The sequence below is a fragment of the Pseudomonas petroselini genome (assembly GCF_045037875.1).
GTDB lineage: Bacteria > Pseudomonadota > Gammaproteobacteria > Pseudomonadales > Pseudomonadaceae > Aquipseudomonas > Aquipseudomonas petroselini.
The window spans coordinates 1744647-1762302 of sequence record NZ_CP173614.1 but is presented as its reverse complement, the minus strand read 5'-3'; the positions used below and the strand labels follow the sequence as shown (position 1 = coordinate 1762302).

Genomic DNA, 17656 nt, shown 5'->3' with positions numbered 1-17656 from the left:
TTTTATGATTGTTTTCCCCGAAGGAGTACACGATGGATTATCGACAGCTGGGCCGCACCGATCTGAACGTGAGCGCGATCGCCTTGGGCACCATGACCTGGGGCGAGCAGAACAGCGAGGCAGAGGCCTTCGCACAGATCGAACGGGCCAAGGCCGCCGGCATCAACTTCCTCGATACCGCGGAAATGTACCCGGTGCCGCCCAAGGCCGACACCTACGCCACCACCGAACGTTATATCGGCAATTACTTCAAAAGCCGTGGCGACCGCGCCGACTGGATCCTCGCCAGCAAGATCGCCGGCCCCGGCAACACCATCGACTACATCCGCGATGGTCACCTGCGCCACAACCGCAAACACATCGTCGAAGCCCTGGATGCCAGCCTAAAACGCCTGCAAACCGACTGGATCGATCTCTACCAGTTGCACTGGCCGGAGCGCAGCACCAACTTTTTCGGTCAACTGAGCTACAAGCACAAGGACGAAGACGACCTCACTCCGCTGGAGGAAACCCTCGAAGCACTGGATGAGCAAGTGAAGGCCGGCAAGATCCGCCATATCGGCCTGTCCAACGAGACCCCGTGGGGCACCATGAAATTCCTGGCCCTGGCCGAAGCCCGTGGCTGGTCACGCGCGGTGTCAATCCAGAACCCCTACAACCTGCTCAACCGCAGTTTTGAAGTGGGCCTGGCGGAAATCGCGATTCGTGAGCAATGCGGCCTGCTGGCGTATTCGCCCCTGGCATTCGGCATGCTCAGCGGCAAGTACGAAGGGGGCGCACGCCCGGCCAAGGCACGCCTGACCGAGTACAGCCGTTTCAGCCGCTACTTCAACCCGCAGTCGGAGGCGGCGTGCAGCCGTTACGTGGCACTGGCGCGCGAGCACGGCCTGGACCCGGCGCAGATGGCATTGGCGTTTGTGACACAACAGCCGTTCGTGACCAGCAACATTATTGGCGCAACGTCACTGGAGCAACTGGATAGCAACATCGCCAGTGCTGACCTGAAGCTGTCGAAGGAAGTGCTGGAAGGGATTGAGGCGATTCAGAAGGATCATCCGAATCCTGCGCCTTGATTGACCTCTAGACCGTTATCGGGGTGTAGAACCCTCCCACACTTGGAATGCATGCCAGTGTGGGAGGGGGCTTGCCCCCGATGACGCATTCAAGACCCGCAAAAAATCAAAGCGCCCGCGCAATAATCTCCTTCATGATTTCATTGGTACCCGCATAAATCCGCTGCACCCGCGCATCCGCCCACGCCCGCGCAATCGGGTATTCCCACATGAAGCCGTAGCCGCCGTGCAACTGCACACACTCGTCGAGCACCTTGCACTGCAGGTCCGTGGCCCAGTACTTGGCCATCGCCGCCGTGGGCACGTCCAGCTTGCCCTCCAGGTGCAACGCCATGCACTTGTCGACAAACACCCGACCGATCTGAATCTCGGTGGCCATCTCCGCCAACTTGAAGCGAGTGTTCTGGAAGTCGGCAATCGCCTTGCCGAACGCCTTGCGCTCGCGGGTGTATTCCAGGGTCCACGCCAGCGCCGCCTCGGCTGATGACAACGCGCCGATCGCCACCGTCAGGCGCTCCTGGGGCAACTCCTGCATCAAATAGGCAAACCCCATCCCCGCCTGACCCAGCAGGTTTTCCTTGGGCACCCGTACATCCTGAAAGAACAGCTCCGAGGTGTCCTGGGCCTTCATGCCCACCTTCTCCAGGCGCTTGCCCTTGTCGAAGCCCGGCGTGTCGGCCTCTACCAGGAACAGGCTGGTGCCCTTGGCGCCCGCCTTGGGATCGGTCTTGGCCACCACGATCACCAACTCGGCCAGGTAGCCGTTGGTGATAAACGTCTTGGAGCCATTGATCACATACTCATCGCCGTCCAGTACCGCCGTGGTCTTGACCCCTTGCAGATCGGAACCGGCTCCCGGCTCGGTCATGGCAATGGCCGTGACCATCTCGCCGGAGATTAGCTTGGGCAGGTATTTGTGCTTCAGCGCCTCACTGCCGTAATGCAGGATGTACGGCGCAACAATGTCCGAGTGCAGGGAAAAACCAATGCCGGTCAGGCCCAGCCGGCTGATCTCTTCGATCACCACCGCGCTGTACAGAAAGTCCGCACCGAGCCCGCCATAGGCTTCCGGCAGGTGGGAGCACAACATGCCCGCCTCCCCCGCCTTGCTCCACAAACTGCGGTCGATATAGCCCTGTTTCTCCCATTGCCCGTGGAACGGCGCGGCGTCTTTTTCCAGGAAAGTGCGCACGCTCTCGCGGAAGAGTTCGTGTTCCGGACTGAACAAGGTTCTGGGAATCATGGGTCACCTGCGTGGATTGTCGGACAAAGACGAGCCCACAGAGACTATGCCCCGAAGGCATCACAGGACACTGGACACATGCGACAAAAAATAAGACGATCCAGCCGTCTGGTGACCACTTTCCCCTATAAGAATAAATGAAATTATGTCTAACCAAATCTCCACGCCGTTGCGGCGCGTCAGCATTTTGGCCATTGATCGGGTATTTGCTTCAACCCTCATGCAAGCCAAGGATTTCTTCCACCTCGCCAGCCTGCGTTACGGCAAGCAACAAGGCCTGGGCCTCACCCCGGCATTCGAAACACGCCTGGTCAGCCCCGACGGGCAATCGGTGTGCAGCTTCAGTGATGTAATCATGCCGGTGGATGGCGGCCTGGAAGACGCCGACATCATTGTGTTGCCGGCCTTCTGGGATGACTTCGACGCCTTGTGCACGCGCTACCCGCAGGTGCTGCCGTGGTTGCGCGAACAGCACGCACGCGGCGCGGTGTTATGCGGCGAAGCCACCGGGGTGTTCTGGCTGGCCGAAGCCGGCCTGCTCGACGGCAAGGAGGCCACGACCTACTGGCGCTTCTTCAACGCCTTCAGCGAACGCTTCCCCCAGGTGCAGCTCAACCAGGACAAGCACCTCACCGACGCCGACAACCTGTATTGCGCCGGCGGCACCACGTCCGCGTGCGACCTCTATATCTACCTGATCGAACGTTTCTGCGGCGCCAACATCGCCCAGGCCGTGGCCCGCGACATTCTCTACGAAGTGCAGCGCAGCTATTCCCCTGGACGCATTGGGTTTGGCGGGCAGAAGCTGCATCAGGATGTGATTATCCTGCAGATCCAGCACTGGCTCGAAGAGCACTTCGCCGACAAGTTCCGCTTCGAAGACGTGGCTCGGGAGCACGGCATGAGCATCCGCAACTTCATGCGCCGCTTCCAGACCGCCACCGGTGATAAGCCACTGCATTATCTGCAACGCTTGCGCATCGAAACGGCCAAGGGCTTGCTCTCGGGCAGCCGCAAGAGCATCAAGACCATCAGTTATGAGGTGGGGTATGACGATGCGAGCTTCTTTGCGCGGCTGTTCAGGCAGCACACGGAGTTGTCGCCTAACCAGTATCGGCAGCAGTTTCAGCAGGCTGCTTAAGCCAGGTTAAACGCGGTAAAAATGTGGGAGGGGGCTTGCTCCCGATAGCGGCGTGTCAGTGCCAGATGTGCTGACTGACACACTGCTATCGGGAGCAAGCCCCCTCCCACATTTAGATCTGTAGCGCTCTTAAGGCTTGTGTCCACGCGACAGGAACTCGTGGGACTGCATCTCCAGCAAGCGGCTCAACGTGCGCTGGAACTCGAAGTTCAGGCGGCCGCCGGTGTACAGGTCCTTGAGCTCGACTTCCGCCGAGATGATCAGCTTGACGTTACGGTCGTAGAACTCGTCGACCATGTTGATGAAACGTCGCGCGATGTCGTCGGTGGTAACGCTCATCTGCTCCACGCCGCTCAGGATCACTGCGTGGAAGATCTTGCCCAGTTCGATGTAGTCGTTCTGGCTACGCGGGCCGTCGCACAGTTGGCGGAACTCGAACCAGGCCACGTCATCGCAGGTGCGCAGCGCGATGATTTCGCGGTTCTCGATCATCAGCTTGTCGTTTTCCACCGCCTGGGTGCATTCCGGCGTGAGGGCGCGGAAGCTCTTTTTCAGGCTTTCGTGGGCCGCTTCATTCAGCGGGAAGTGGAACAGCTCCGCTTGCTCCAGGTGACGCAGGCGGTAGTCGACGCCGCTGTCGACGTTGACGATCTCGGTGTTCTGCTTGATCAGCGCGATGGCCGGCAGGAAGCGCGCGCGTTGCAGGCCGTCCTTGTACAAGCCGTCGGGTACGATGTTCGAGGTGGCGACCAGGGTCACGCCGTTCTTGAACAGTTCTTCCATCAGGGTGCCGAGGATCATGGCGTCGGTGATGTCGGAGACGAAGAACTCATCGAAACAGATCACTCGCGCTTCATCGGAGAAACGCTTGGCGATGATGGTCAGCGGGTTTTTCTCGCCCGGCAGGGTCTTCATCTCTTCGTGCACGCGCTTCATGAAGCGGTGGAAGTGCGTGCGCACCTTTTCCTTGAACGGCAGCGCTTCAAAAAAGGTGTCGACCAGGTAAGTCTTGCCGCGGCCGACGCCGCCCCAGAAGTACAAGCCTTTGACCGGCGTGTGGTCTTTCTTGCCAAACAGCTTGCTGAACATGCCTGGCTTGCTCTGCGAGGCCGCGACCAAGTCGTCGTACAGGCGCTGCAAATGACGCACCGCCGTTTCCTGGGCTGCGTCATGGAAGAATTCAGGGCGTTTCAGATCAGCTTGATATCGTTCTAGGGGCGTCATAATTCGTTAGCAAGGCAACAAAAACGGGCCGTCACTGTAACGACGGCCCTGGATAATGGCAATCAACCCTTGGTCGGGTTAATCCTCGAGGGGGGTCAACGCAACGCGCAAGGCTTCGATGGCGGCATCACGGGATGCTTCGTCGGCGAACTCGGCGCTGTCTGCCACGGCGGAACCGTCCAGCCATACGCTGAAGCCCAGGGCCTCAGTGCGTACGTCCAAAGCGTCACCGCTCTGCAGCTGCTTGGTCACCACGCCCGCCGCCTTGCCATCGGCAAAGTGGCGCGACAGCAGCAGTTGCTCACCATCCGCCGCCAGCAGGCGGAAGCGGAAGCTGCCATCGTCTTCGCGAAAGCTCACGAACCGTGCAGCTTTCGCCGCTTTCTTCTTGGCCGCAACCGGCGCCGAAGCCTGGTTGACGAACGAACGCAGGCCCACCGCTTCACGCAGTTCAGCCAGGAACGGTGCCGCCACGGCACGGGCCTTCTTGGCACCGACCAGCAGCAGGTCTTCCATGTCAGATGGGCGTGACATCAGTTGATGGTAGCGCTCACGGGCTTCGCCCAGTTGGCCATCCAGCAGTTGGAACAGACGGCTTTTCGCCTCGCCCCAACCCAGCCCTTGCAGCAGCTCGGCGCGGAACTCTTCTTCCTGGGCCTTGCTGGCAAACGCCTGGTACAGGGTGAACAGGTGCGAATTGTCCGGGTCCTTGGCTTCGCCAGGCGCGCGGGAGTCGGTAACGATCCGCGAGATGGCGTCCTTCATGTCCTTGGCGCTGGTGAACAACGGGATGGTGTTGTCGTAGCTCTTCGACATCTTGCGGCCATCCAGGCCCGGCAAAGTGGCGACGCTTTCTTCGATCAACGCCTCGGGCATGGTGAAGAATTCTTTGCCGTTGCCGAACAGGTGGTTGAAACGCTGGCCAATGTCACGGGCCATTTCCACGTGTTGGATCTGGTCGCGGCCCACCGGCACTTTGTGCGCGTTGAACATCAGGATGTCCGCCGCCATCAGCACCGGGTAGCTGTACAGGCCCATGGTGATGCCCGCGTCCGGGTCTTCGCCGGTTTCCACGTTCTTGTCCACCGAGGCTTTGTAGGCGTGGGCGCGGTTGAGCAAGCCCTTGGCGGCCACGCAGGTCAGCAGCCAGGTCAGCTCGGGGATTTCCGGGATGTCCGACTGCCGATAGAACGTCACCCGGTTCACGTCCAGGCCACCGGCCAGCCAGGTCGCGGCGATTTCCATACGCGAGCGCTGGATACGCTGCGGGTCATCGCATTTGATCAGGGCATGGTAGTCGGCCAGGAAGTAGAACGAGTCGGCATTCGCGTCCTGGCTGGCCAGGATTGCCGGGCGGATCGCACCGGCGTAGTTGCCCAGGTGCGGCGTGCCGGTGGTGGTGATGCCGGTGAGGATACGGGTACGAGTCGTCATGGGTAATCGCTTATCAGACTGCTATCAATTCGAGAGACGCGGCAGCACCAGATCCTTGAGATCGGTCAGCTTGCCGTGAAAAAAGTGTCCGCATTCTGCCACTTTCAGCAGCTCATGGGGGCGTTTCAGGGCGGCGGACCAGTCGTAGACCACTTGCGGGTCCACCACTTCGTCGGTTTCCGGCTGGATCAAGGTCAGCGGGCAGCCTTGGGGAAGCGTGTCGGTATCGCGCAGGCGCATCACCGCAGCGGCGACCATGAACAGGTGCGCGAGTTTTTCACCCTTGGCTTCCAGGCGCCCGCCAAGGCTGGCAGCCACGTAGCCGCCGAACGAAAACCCAAGCAGGGTGATCGGCAGATCAGGGTGTTTTTCCCGCAGCCACGTGGCGACCGCTTCGGCATCGTCCACTTCACCGGTGCTCATATCGTGCGTGCCGGCACTGGCGCCGACGCCACGGTAATTGAAACGCAAGGTAATCAAGCCGGCATCGCGGGCGGTACGTTGCAGAGTCGATACAACTTTATTGAGCATGGTCCCACCCTGCACCGGGTTAGGGTGGCAGATCAGCGCCAGGCCACGTGGCTCGGGGTGATCCAGGTACAGGGCTTCCAATTGGCCTACCGGGCCATCGATCAAAACGGGGGTTTCACGCATGAGCAAGGAATGAACTCCGTGACCTCTCAAAGGGTCGACTCGTCTAGCTAAAAGTCTGTGCATGGCATCATTGCGAGCTTAATCGCGGTATACAGCGCAGGTCCGAGCCGTTAACGTAAAGCAAAGCCGTTTATAGAGGAAGGACTCGTGGAACACTCGCTCTTAGTTTGGTTGTTGCCGACTCTTGCCCTGGTTGCCGGTGTCGCCATTGGATTCCTGGTTGCTCGCTTGCTGCCGAATGCCGCGCCTAACCGCACGCAGCGTCAGCTGGATGACATTCAGGAACGTTTTGACAGTTATCAGAACGAGGTTGTTACCCACTTCAACAGCACCGCGACCCTGGTCAAGAAGCTCACCCAGAGCTACCAGGAAGTACAGGATCACCTCGCCGATGGCGCTAACCGCCTGGCCCTCGACGACATCACCCGTCAGCGTCTGCTGGCCGCGTTGCATTCCGATGCACCGCAACCCCCACGGGAACGCCTGACCCCGCCACGGGAAAATCAGGAGCCACCACGGGACTACGCGCCAAAGACGCCGAACGCCCCAGGCATGCTGGATGAGCATTACGGCTTGAAGAAGTAAGTTCTCTTCAGGCAATTAAAAAGCCCGGTTGATCGATGATCAGCCGGGCTTTTTTGTGCACGCTCGTTCTCCAGAACACGGTAGATCCACTTTGGACGTGCTCCCACACTGGCTGCACGCGACCTTAAGCCAGTGGTTGCTCCTGCAACCAGCCACCCTCGATCCGCACATGCCTACCATGGAAGCGTTTGAGGCTGCTGCGATGACCCACGCTGACGATGCTCAGACCCGGCAGCTCATCAATCAGCGCCTGGTACAGCGTCGCCTCGTCCTCTTCATCCATCGCTGACGTCGCTTCGTCCATGTACAGCCATTGCGGTGCGAACAACAACGCGCGGGCAAAGGCCAGGCGTTGCTGCTCACCCGGCGAGAGCATGCGCTGCCAGTGATTGGCTTCATCCAGGCGCCCCACCAGGTGCGGCAGGCGGCAAGTTTCCAGGACCTGTGCATAACGTTCTGCCGAGTAGACGCTGTCGTCCTGTGGATAACTCAACACCGCCTTCAACGTGCCAATCGGCAAGTAGGGCTTCTGTGGCAGGAACAGGTAACGCTTGGCCGGCAGGCGAATGCTGCCGTGACCCGCAGGCCAGAGATGGCCCATGGCGCGCAGCAAGGTACTTTTGCCGCTGCCGGAGCGGCCGCTGAGCATGACGCGCTGACCCGGCTCGACGATCATGTTGGCGTCGGTGAGCAGGTGGCGGCCATCGGCCAGGTTCATGCCCAACCCTTGCACCACCAGGCGTTCGCCTTCCGCGTGCACCTCAATGGCGGCCGGGCGTTGCTCGTTTTCATCCATGGCCTGCTGAAAGCTCAAGAGACGGTCGCTGGTCGCCCGCCAACCGGCCAGGTCGGCATAAGCGCTGATAAACCAGCTGAAGTTGCCTTGCACGTTGCCAAACGCCGAGTTGATTTGCATCAGCTCACCCAGCTCGATCTTCCCGGCAAAGTAGCGGGGCGCGGCGACCACAAAGGCAAACACGATCGCAATCTGTTCATAGCCGGCGGTAAAGAATGTCAGGCGCTTGGACACCTTCATGATGTCCCAGAAGTTATGCCAGACCTTGCCGAATCGCGTGCTCAAGCGCTGGTTTTCGTTAGCCTCGCCGTTGTACAAGGCGATGCTCTCGGCATTCTCCCGCACCCGCACCATGGAGAAACGCAGGTCCGCTTCGAAACGTTGTTGTTGGTTGCTCAAGCCGATCAACCGGCGACCGATCAGGTGGGTCAACCAACTGCCCACGCCGGCGTAGACCAATGCGCACCAGAACATGTAGCCGGGGATGGTGATACCGAACACGTCAATGCTGCCCGAAACGCCCCACAGGATGACGGAAAACGACACCAGGCTGACCACATTGCGCAGCAGCCCAAGACCTAGACTCAGCGTGTTCGAGGTAAAACTATTGAGGTCTTCGGAGATACGTTGGTCCGGGTTATCAGTGTAGCCGCCCTGCTCCAACTGGTAGTAGTTTTTGTTGCCGAGCCAGCGCGCAAAGTGCTTTTCGGTGAGCCACGCCCGCCAGCGAATGGTCAGCATCTGAGTCAGGTAAAGGCGGTATACCGCGCCGAGAATAGCCACCGCTGCGATAGCGCAAAAATAGCCGATCTGTTGCCAGAAGGCGGCGGTGTCCTTTTTTTCCAGGGCGTTGTAGAAGTCCTTGTACCAGTGGTTGAGCCAGACGGAAATTGCCACGCTGAACAGCGACAGGCCGATCACCGCGGCCAACAGCAACCAGGCTTTGCCCTTCTCTTCACTTCGCCAATAAGGCGTGATCATCGCCCAGGTTCGGCGAAAGAATTGCCCACGCACAGCGTCATTGACCGCGGAGTACTCAGCGTTCGGATTCATCGTTCAGGCTCGTAGGGAAGAAGGCAGGCGTTTGAACCGATCATAGGTGATCGGTTCAGCGTTTCGCGCGGCCTGAAGCAGGTTGTTCAGCTTAGGTTCAGCGTCGTACCGGACGTTTCTGCAGCTTGCGTTGCAGGGTGCGACGGTGCATACCCAAGGCCCGCGCGGTGGCGGAGATATTGCCTTCGTGCTCGGTCAGCACGCGCTGGATGTGCTCCCACTGCAGGCGGTCCACCGACATCGGGTTTTCCGGCACCAGGGTGTCAAGGTCGGCATGCTCGGACAGCAACGCGGCCAGCACGTCGTCGGCGTCTGCCGGCTTGCACAGGTAGTTGCAGGCGCCGCGCTTGATCGCCTCGACAGCGGTGGCAATGCTGGAGTAACCGGTGAGGATCACCACGCGCATTTCCGGGTCGAGCTCCAGCAGCTTGGGCAGCAGCACCAGGCCGGAGTCGCCGTCCATTTTCAGGTCGAGCGCAGCGTAGTCCGGCAGATCGGCCTGGGCGATGGTCAGCCCTTCTTCGGCGGAGCCTGCGGTGCTCACGCGAAAACCGCGACGGCTCATGGCGCGCGCCATCACGCGGGTAAAGGTGGCGTCGTCATCTACCAGCAGCAGGTGCGGCAGTTCTTCGCCTTCGACTTGGATCTCGTCACTCATCGATATCTCCTCGTGCGACACGGGGCAGGCGCAGCTCGGTGAGCGTGCCGCCTTCCTCATGACTATAGAGTTTTACTGAGCCACCGGCGCGGGTCACGCTGGCCTTGCTCAAAAAAAGACCGAGGCCGAAGCCTTTGCCCTTGGTGGTAAAGAACGGTTTGCCGATCTGTTCGGCAATGGCCAGCGGCACGCCCGCGCCGTGGTCACGAATACTGATGGTGACGTTTTCCAGGTCCCAGTCCAGTTGAACGCCCAGGCCTTCGGGGCAGGCGTCGGCGGCATTGTTCAACAAGTTGAGCAGGGCCTGGGTCAAGTCCGGTGGCGGCGCCATGCGCGGCACGGTGCCTTGCCCTAATAGATGAAAACGGTAACTGGCTTCGGGGCGCATCAAGTGCCAGCGGTTCAGGGCTTCATCGAGCCACTGGGTCACGTCCTGCATCTCCACCGCCAGGCGGCGATTGGCTTCGGCGGCGCGCACCAACTGCTGAAGGGTCTGCTTGCACTGCTTGACCTGTTCACGCAACACGCCGAGATCTTCTTGCAATGCCGGGTCGTGATGGTCCTGGGTCATTTCGTTGAGCAGCACGCTCATGGTGGCCAAGGGTGTGCCCAGCTCATGGGCGGCGCCGGCGGCCTGGGTGGCAACGGCCAACAGCTGCTGGTCGCGCAAGCCTTCTTCACGGCGAATGGCGCGCAGTTCTTCCTGGCGGCGCAGTTCTTCGGCCATGCGGGCCGCGAAGAACGTAATGACCGCAGCGGACAGCGCAAAGCTCAACCACATCCCGTAGATCTGCAGGTTTTCCCGCGCGATCGGGAACGTTTGCAGCGGATAGAAGCGCGCCAACAGCAAGGTGTACAGCGTCAATGCGATGCCCGACAGCACCACCGAATAGCGCCACGGCAGGGTCACGGCGGCGATGGTCAGTGGCACCAGGTAATAAGAAACAAACGGATTGGTGGAACCACCGGAGAAATACAACAACACACTGTGGATAAACAGGTCGCACGCCAATTGCAGGGCGTATTCCAGCTCGGTCACCGGCCACGTGGTGCGCAACCGGATGGCGGTAAACACACAGAGCACGATGGAGAAACCCAGGGTCACGCCCAATTGCAGCCACGGCAGCGGCAACAGGTCGAACCAATAGGCGAGCCCGACGGAGCCGGCCTGTGCGGCCAGTACCAGGGTACGGATGAACGTCAGGCGCCAGAGGTTCTGGCGGGTGGCGGAAGTCAGTTTTACGGCGGCGAGCATGAGCTCTCCCGATGAGCGCTGCAGGCGGATCGGCAGGAGTATAAACGAAGCAGGCCGCCTGGCACGGCGCGTGTGGCTCTTTGCCGCAGCCTGGGCAAATGACCGTTCGTCGGCATCGCCACATGTGTAGCTAATGTGTAAACCCGAAGAACCCACTGCCACCGTCTACAGTCATACCCAACACGCACATCCCAAGGAGCTTCCATGTCTCGTTTCACTCGCAGTGCAGCCGTCATCACGCTCAGCGTCGGCGCCCTGGCCAGCCTTCCAGCCCTGGCCGCCGATGAGCTGCATTACAACCAGATTTCTCTGCGCGCCGAGGTCAGCCAGGAGGTGGCCCGCGACAAGATGATCGTGACCCTCTACACCGAATCCCAGAACAGCGACCCGGCCAAGCTTGCCGCCGAAATCACCAACACCCTGAACAAGGCCCTCGGTGAAGCCCGCGAAGTCAAAGGCGTGACACTGCGCCAGGGCAGCCGTAACAGCTACCCGATCTACGACAACAAGAACCAGAAGATCACCGGCTGGCGTGAACGCGCCGAACTGCGCCTGGAAAGCGCAGACTTTCCGGCGCTGTCCAAACTCACCGGCGAACTGTTGAACAGCCTGAAAATGGAAAACATGGACTTCGCCATCGCCGACACCACGCGCAAGTCCAGCGAAGATGCGCTGCTCAAGGACGCCGTCGCCGCGTTTAAAGCACGCGCGCAACTGGCCACCGATGCGTTGGGCGGCAAGGGTTACAAGATCGTGAACCTGAACTTCAACACCAACGGCTACCCGATGCCTTACGCCCGTGGCGGCATGATGATGAAAGCAGCCATGGCAGATTCGGCACCGACGCCTGAAGTCGAGGCCGGCACCAGCCAGGTAAGCATGAGCGCCGACGGCGTGATCGAAGTGCAGATGCAGTGACCCCTACCTGATTGGCCTGAACGGCGTTACCCTCGGTAGCGCCGTTTTCGTTTGGGCAGCTTATATATGCCTGCCATTTCAGGGGTCTCCATGGAAAGAATTGCCTTAAAACCGCTCATCCTCGCCGCAGGCCTGCTGGCCTTTATGCCACTGGCCCAAGCGGCCAGCACCCTGGTCTACTGCTCCGAAGCCAGCCCCGCCGGTTTCGACCCCAGCCAGTACACCAGCGGCACCGACTTTGACGCTTCCGCCGAAACCGTGTTCAACCGCCTGACCCAGTTCAAGCGCGGCGGCACCGAAGTCGAACCTGGCCTGGCGACCAGTTGGGATATCTCCAAAGACGGCCTGACCTACACCTTCCACCTGCGGGATGGCGTCAAGTTCCACACCACTGATTTCTTCACCCCTACCCGCGACTTCAACGCGGATGATGTGCTGTTTACCTTCAACCGTCTGCTGGATGCCGATAGCCCATTCCGCAAGGCCTACCCGTCCGAGTCGCCGTACTTCACCGACATGGGGTTGAACACCACGATCAAAAACGTCGAAAAACTCGACGAGCACACCGTGCGTTTCAACCTGAACAACGTCGACGCTTCGTTCGTGCAGAACCTGGCCATGAGCTTTGCCTCGGTGCAGTCCGCCGAATACGCCACCCAACTGCTCAAGCAAGGCAACGCTTCCGACATCAATCAAAAACCGGTGGGCACCGGCCCGTTTGTGTTCAAGCGTTACCAGAAGGACTCGCAGATCCGCTACGTGGCCAACAAGCAATATTGGAAACCCGAGGATGTGAAGCTCGACAACTTGGTGTTCGCCATCACCCCGGATGCCGCGTCGCGCCTGCAGAAGCTCAAGGCCGGCGAATGCCAGGTCAGCGGTTACCCGCGCCCTGCCGACATTGAAGTGATGAAACAAGACCCGAACTTGCGCGTGCTGCAGCAAGCCGGGTTCAACCTGGGCTTCCTGGCCTACAACGTGACCCACCCGCCGCTGGACCAGCTCAAGGTGCGCCAGGCGCTGGACATGGCCATCGATAAGCCCGCGATCATCAAGGCGGTGTACCAGAGCGCCGGGCAATTGGCGCAGAACGCGCTGCCGCCTGCGCAGTGGTCTTATGACCCCAGTATCAAGGACGCGCCCCACGACCCGGCAAAGGCCAAGGCGCTACTAAAAGAAGCAGGGGTTGCACCAGGTACCACCATCAACCTGTGGGCGATGACCGTACAGCGTGCTTCCAACCCGAACGCGCGGATGTCGGCACAAATGATCCAGCAGGATTGGGCAAAGATCGGCATCAAGGCCAACATCGTCAGCTATGAGTGGGGCGAATACATCAAGCGCGCCAAAAACGGTGAGCACGACGCGATGATTTATGGCTGGACTGGCGACAACGGCGACCCGGATAACTGGCTCGGCGTGCTCTACAGTTGTGCCGCGGTCAAGGGCAGCAACTACGCCAAATGGTGTAACCCGGCCTACGACAAACTGGTGCAGCAAGCCAAAGTCAGCAACGACCGCGAGCAGCGCATCAAGTGGTATCAACAGGCACAAAAAATCCTTAAGGAACAAGTACCTATAACGCCTATTGCGAACTCGACGGTTTTCCAACCGCTGCGCAAGGAAGTCCAAGACTTCAAGATCAGCCCTTTCGGGCTGACGCCGTTCTATGGCGTGAGTCTAGATAAGTAACAGCCGTGCGCCAACCGAGTGCGCCAGACGCCTCGGTTGGTCTTTTTTGGTGCAGCTCACGCACCGAAAAAACCCTCAAAATATGCGCAAATATGTACAAACTTTCATAATTGCGACATTCCTGTACGTTCGTACCACTGTTTCACCCTTGCAACGGTTCAGCATCTTGCAATGGGTATGGCGCCTGCATAAGTATCCGCAGGCCGACTCACGAGGTCGCCCTCACCACCAAAAATGACAACAAATCATGAGGCCAACATGCTTAAACACGCAGTCCTTCCGTTATTAGTGAGCGCTGGCCTTATGGCCGCCGCCCCCGTAGCCCTTGCGGCAACTAACCTGGTGTTCTGCTCCGAAGGGAGCCCGGCCGGTTTCGACCCAGGCCAGTACACCACCGGAACAGACTTCGATGCCTCGGCCGAAACCATGTTCAACCGCCTGACCCAGTTCGAACGCGGCGGCACCGCTGTGATTCCTGGGTTGGCCACCAGCTGGGACGTGTCCCCGGATGGCTTGACCTACACTTTCCACCTGCGTGATGGCGTCAAGTTCCACACCACCGCGTACTTCAAGCCGACCCGTACCTTCAATGCCGATGACGTGCTGTTCACGTTCAACCGCATGATCAACAAGGACGATCCGTTCCGCAAAGCCTACCCCACCGAGTTCCCGTACTTCACGGACATGGGGATGGACACCAACATCAAGAACATCGAGAAAGTCGATGAGCACACGGTCAAGTTCACCCTTGGCACTGTGGACGCCGCCTTTATCCAGAACCTGGCAATGAGCTTCGCGTCGATCCAGTCGGCTGAATACGCCGCCCAACTGTTGAAAGAAGGCAAGGCCTCGGACATCAACCAGAAACCGGTCGGTACTGGCCCGTTCGTGTTCAAGAGCTACCAGAAAGACTCGAACATCCGTTACACCGGCAACAAGGACTACTGGAAACCTGAAGACGTCAAGATCGATAACCTGATCTTCGCCATCACCACCGACCCGTCGGTGCGTATCCAGAAGCTGAAGAAAAACGAATGCCAGATCACCCTGTTCCCGCGTCCGGCCGACCTCAAGGCGCTGGAAGCCGACAAGGACCTGAAACTGCCGAACCAGGCCGGTTTCAACCTGGGCTACATCGCCTACAACGTCATGGACAAGGTCAAGGGCAGCGACCAGCCCAACCCGCTGGCTGACCTGCGCGTGCGCCAGGCGCTGGACATGTCGGTGAACAAGCAACAGATCATCGACTCCGTGTACCAGGGCGCCGGTCAACTGGCCGTCAACGCCATGCCGCCGACCCAATGGTCGTATGACACCACCATCAAGGACGCCAAGTACGATCCTGAGAAAGCCAAGGCACTGCTCAAGGAAGCTGGCGTCAAGGAAGGGACCGAAATCGTTCTGTGGGCAATGCCGGTTCAGCGTCCGTACAACCCGAACGCCAAGCTGATGGCTGAAATGCTGCAAAACGACTGGAAGAAGATCGGTCTGAACGTGAAAATCACCAGCTACGAGTGGGGCGAGTACATCAAGCGCTCCAAAGGTGGCGAGAACCAGGCCATGATCATTGGCTGGAGCGGTGACAATGGTGACCCGGACAACTGGCTGAACGTGCTGTTCGGCTGCGACTCGCTGTCCGGTAACAACTTCTCCAAATGGTGCGACAAGAAATTCGACGGCATCGTGAAAGAAGCCAAAGCCACATCGGATGTCGCCAAACGCACCGAGCTGTATAAGCAGGCGCAACATATCCTCAAAGATGCAGTCCCGATGACACCTATCGCGCACTCGACGGTGTATCAACCCATGCGCAACACCGTGCAGGACTTCAAGATCAGCCCGTTTGGCTTGAACTCCTTCTACGGCGTGAGCGTAAGCGGCAAGTAAGAAGCCTTGACGGCGACGTTTCATAACGTCGCCGTTATTGCATCCGCCTGGCCAGTAGGCAACAGGCCGTGCTCGCAATCGTTGCGTCCTACAGCAATGAACTGCGAAGCGCGACGCCATTGCCTACAAGGTCAATCCGATTTGGCGCATTTACTGCGAAGTCCGAGACCCATAACGTCGTAGGACAGCAGAGGCTGCTAACACGGAAAGGCACTTGCTGCGTGTGGGATCAGTGATGTCCCCCTGGCCGTACGCCAGGGGGGTTGCTCGCTGATGACAATTACAAACAAGGATCGGGATCGTCATGCGCCATACCACCGTTCTATCCGCAATTTTTGGCACCAGCCTGTTGGCTGCGGCCACGATGGGCTATGCCGCCGACAAAAAGAGCCTGGTGTTCTGCTCGGAAGGCAGCCCGGCAGGCTTTGACACCGCGCAATACACCACCGCCACCGATAACGATGCGGCCGAACCGCTGTACAACCGCCTGGTTGAGTTTGAAAAGGGCGAGACCGGTGTCGTACCTGCGCTGGCAACCAAGTGGGATATTTCGCCAGATGGCCTGACCTACACCTTTCACCTGCGCGAAGGGGTGAAATTCCACAGCAACAAGGAATTCAAACCGACGCGGGACTTCAACGCCGACGATGTGCTGTTCACCTTCAACCGCATGCTTGACGCCGACCATCCGTTTCGCAAGGCCTACCCCACCGAGTTTCCGTACTTCAACGGGATGAGCCTGAACAAGAACATTGCCAAGGTCGAGAAAACCGACCCGCACACCGTGGTGATGACCCTGAACACGGTCGACGCCGCGTTTATCCAGAACATCGCCATGAGCTTCGCCGCGATCCTGTCGGCCGAATATGCCGAGCAACTGCTCAAGACCGGCAGGCCCAGCGACATCAACCAGAAGCCCATCGGCACCGGCCCTTTCGTGTTCCAGCGGTACCAGAAAGATTCGCAGATCCGGTACGTGGCCAACAAACAGTACTGGGACCCGAGCAAGGTCAAGCTGGACCAGTTGATCTTCGCCATCAACACCGACGCGTCGGTGCGGGTGCAAAAGCTCAAGGCGGGCGAATGCCAAGTGACGCTGCATCCGCGCCCGGCTGACGTCGACGCCCTCAAGGCCGACCCAAACCTGCAACTGCTGACCAAGCCGGGTTTCAACCTCGGCTATATCGCCTACAACGTGCGCCACAAGCCGTTCGACCAGCTCGAAGTGCGCCAGGCGCTGGACATGGCGGTGAACAAGCAGAGCATTCTGAACGCCGTGTACCAGGGCGCAGGGCAACTGGCGGTCAACGCCATGCCGCCGACGCAGTGGTCCTACGACGACAGTATCCAGGACGCCGCCTACAACCCGGAAAAGGCCAAGGAACTGCTCAAGGCCGCCGGCGTGAAGGAAGGCACCGAAATCACCCTATGGGCGATGCCGGTACAACGCCCGTACAACCCCAATGCCAAGCTGATGGCCGAGATGCTGCAAAGCGACTGGGCCAAGATCGGCCTCAAGGTCAAGATCGTCAGCTACGAGTGGGGCGAGTACATCAAGCGCACCAAGAACGGTGAGCACGATGTGAGCCTGATCGGCTGGACCGGCGACAACGGTGACCCGGACAACTGGCTGGGCACCCTCTACAGCTGCGACGCCATCGGCGGGAACAACTACTCCATGTGGTGTGACCCGGCGTACGACAAGCTGATCAAGCAAGCCAAGGTCGTGACCGACCGCGAACAAAGGACTGTTCTCTACAAACAGGCGCAGCAACTGCTCAAGCAGCAGGTGCCGATCACGCCAGTCGCCCACTCGACGGTCAACCAGCCGTTAAGCGCCAAAGTCGAAGGTTTCAAGGTCAGCCCCTTCGGCCGCAACGTGTTCTCGGGCGTCAGTATCACCCCATAAGAAAATAACCGGATTGCGCAGGGCGGCCCCCGCCTTGCTGCAAACGCGCGGCCTTTTGTTGGGATTTTTCCTACGCCAAACGTTTGCATGAGCTTGAACGAGTTACACACCCAATAGCCGGATCACCAAAAAAG

General features: G+C 59.5%; 14 protein-coding genes. 7 read left to right on the top strand and 7 right to left on the bottom strand.

What is annotated here, in order from left to right; all coding sequences use genetic code 11:
- Nucleotides 1-32: 32 nt before the first annotated feature.
- On the top strand, nucleotides 33-1073 hold the full coding sequence (locus ACI512_RS08195) for an NADP(H)-dependent aldo-keto reductase (protein ID WP_064054751.1): 1041 nt from the start codon (nucleotides 33-35) through the stop codon (nucleotides 1071-1073).
- A gap of 106 nt (nucleotides 1074-1179) precedes the next feature.
- Here the strand turns inward: ACI512_RS08195 and ACI512_RS08190 are convergent, their stop codons facing one another.
- Nucleotides 1180-2316, bottom strand: a complete 1137-nt coding sequence (locus ACI512_RS08190) for an acyl-CoA dehydrogenase family protein (protein WP_012722201.1) — start codon at nucleotides 2314-2316, stop codon at nucleotides 1180-1182.
- Nucleotides 2317-2536: 220 nt separating this feature from the next.
- Between ACI512_RS08190 and ACI512_RS08185 the strand changes: the two genes are divergently transcribed.
- Complete coding sequence (locus ACI512_RS08185) at nucleotides 2537-3457, top strand: GlxA family transcriptional regulator (RefSeq protein ID WP_183143933.1); 921 nt, start codon at nucleotides 2537-2539, stop codon at nucleotides 3455-3457.
- Nucleotides 3458-3586: 129 nt separating this feature from the next.
- Here the strand turns inward: ACI512_RS08185 and zapE are convergent, their stop codons facing one another.
- The 3 genes from zapE to ACI512_RS08170 all read right to left on the bottom strand — a co-directional run bounded on the left by zapE (nucleotide 3587) and on the right by ACI512_RS08170 (nucleotide 6769).
- Nucleotides 3587-4681, bottom strand: a complete 1095-nt coding sequence (gene zapE / locus ACI512_RS08180) for a cell division protein ZapE (RefSeq protein ID WP_012722199.1) — start codon at nucleotides 4679-4681, stop codon at nucleotides 3587-3589.
- 78 nt (nucleotides 4682-4759) lie between these two features.
- Nucleotides 4760-6115: a tryptophan--tRNA ligase gene (locus ACI512_RS08175; RefSeq protein WP_236378573.1), complete on the bottom strand. Its 1356-nt coding sequence runs from the start codon at nucleotides 6113-6115 to the stop codon at nucleotides 4760-4762.
- Nucleotides 6116-6139: 24 nt separating this feature from the next.
- On the bottom strand, nucleotides 6140-6769 hold the full coding sequence (locus ACI512_RS08170) for an alpha/beta hydrolase (protein ID WP_064054749.1): 630 nt from the start codon (nucleotides 6767-6769) through the stop codon (nucleotides 6140-6142).
- Between the two features lie 147 nt (nucleotides 6770-6916).
- On the opposite strand from ACI512_RS08170, the gene ACI512_RS08165 reads away from it, so the two are divergent.
- Complete coding sequence (locus ACI512_RS08165) at nucleotides 6917-7354, top strand: YhcB family protein (RefSeq protein WP_032893585.1); 438 nt, start codon at nucleotides 6917-6919, stop codon at nucleotides 7352-7354.
- 124 nt (nucleotides 7355-7478) lie between these two features.
- Here the strand turns inward: ACI512_RS08165 and ACI512_RS08160 are convergent, their stop codons facing one another.
- The 3 genes from ACI512_RS08160 to ACI512_RS08150 form a co-directional block, all read right to left on the bottom strand.
- The gene (locus tag ACI512_RS08160; RefSeq protein WP_064054748.1) at nucleotides 7479-9203 is read right to left on the bottom strand and encodes an ABC transporter ATP-binding protein/permease; all 1725 of its coding nucleotides are present in this window, start codon (nucleotides 9201-9203) and stop codon (nucleotides 7479-7481) included.
- Nucleotides 9204-9300: 97 nt separating this feature from the next.
- Nucleotides 9301-9861, bottom strand: coding sequence for a response regulator transcription factor (locus ACI512_RS08155; protein ID WP_003171731.1), 561 nt, complete (start codon nucleotides 9859-9861; stop codon nucleotides 9301-9303).
- Nucleotides 9854-11116, bottom strand: coding sequence for an ATP-binding protein (locus ACI512_RS08150; protein ID WP_012722195.1), 1263 nt, complete (start codon nucleotides 11114-11116; stop codon nucleotides 9854-9856). Before ACI512_RS08150 ends, ACI512_RS08155 begins: the two co-directional genes overlap by 8 nt.
- Before the next feature lie 204 nt (nucleotides 11117-11320).
- On the opposite strand from ACI512_RS08150, the gene ACI512_RS08145 reads away from it, so the two are divergent.
- The 4 genes from ACI512_RS08145 to ACI512_RS08130 all read left to right on the top strand — a co-directional run bounded on the left by ACI512_RS08145 (nucleotide 11321) and on the right by ACI512_RS08130 (nucleotide 17522).
- Complete coding sequence (locus ACI512_RS08145) at nucleotides 11321-12034, top strand: SIMPL domain-containing protein (protein ID WP_064054747.1); 714 nt, start codon at nucleotides 11321-11323, stop codon at nucleotides 12032-12034.
- A 90-nt stretch (nucleotides 12035-12124) separates the two neighbouring features.
- A complete protein-coding gene (locus tag ACI512_RS08140) occupies nucleotides 12125-13726 on the top strand; it encodes an ABC transporter substrate-binding protein (RefSeq protein WP_236378575.1) in 1602 nt (533 codons plus the stop codon).
- 258 nt (nucleotides 13727-13984) lie between these two features.
- On the top strand, nucleotides 13985-15613 hold the full coding sequence (locus tag ACI512_RS08135; protein ID WP_064054745.1) for an ABC transporter substrate-binding protein: 1629 nt from the start codon (nucleotides 13985-13987) through the stop codon (nucleotides 15611-15613).
- Nucleotides 15614-15917: 304 nt separating this feature from the next.
- Nucleotides 15918-17522, top strand: coding sequence for an ABC transporter substrate-binding protein (locus ACI512_RS08130; protein WP_064054744.1), 1605 nt, complete (start codon nucleotides 15918-15920; stop codon nucleotides 17520-17522).
- Nucleotides 17523-17656: the final 134 nt, after the last annotated feature.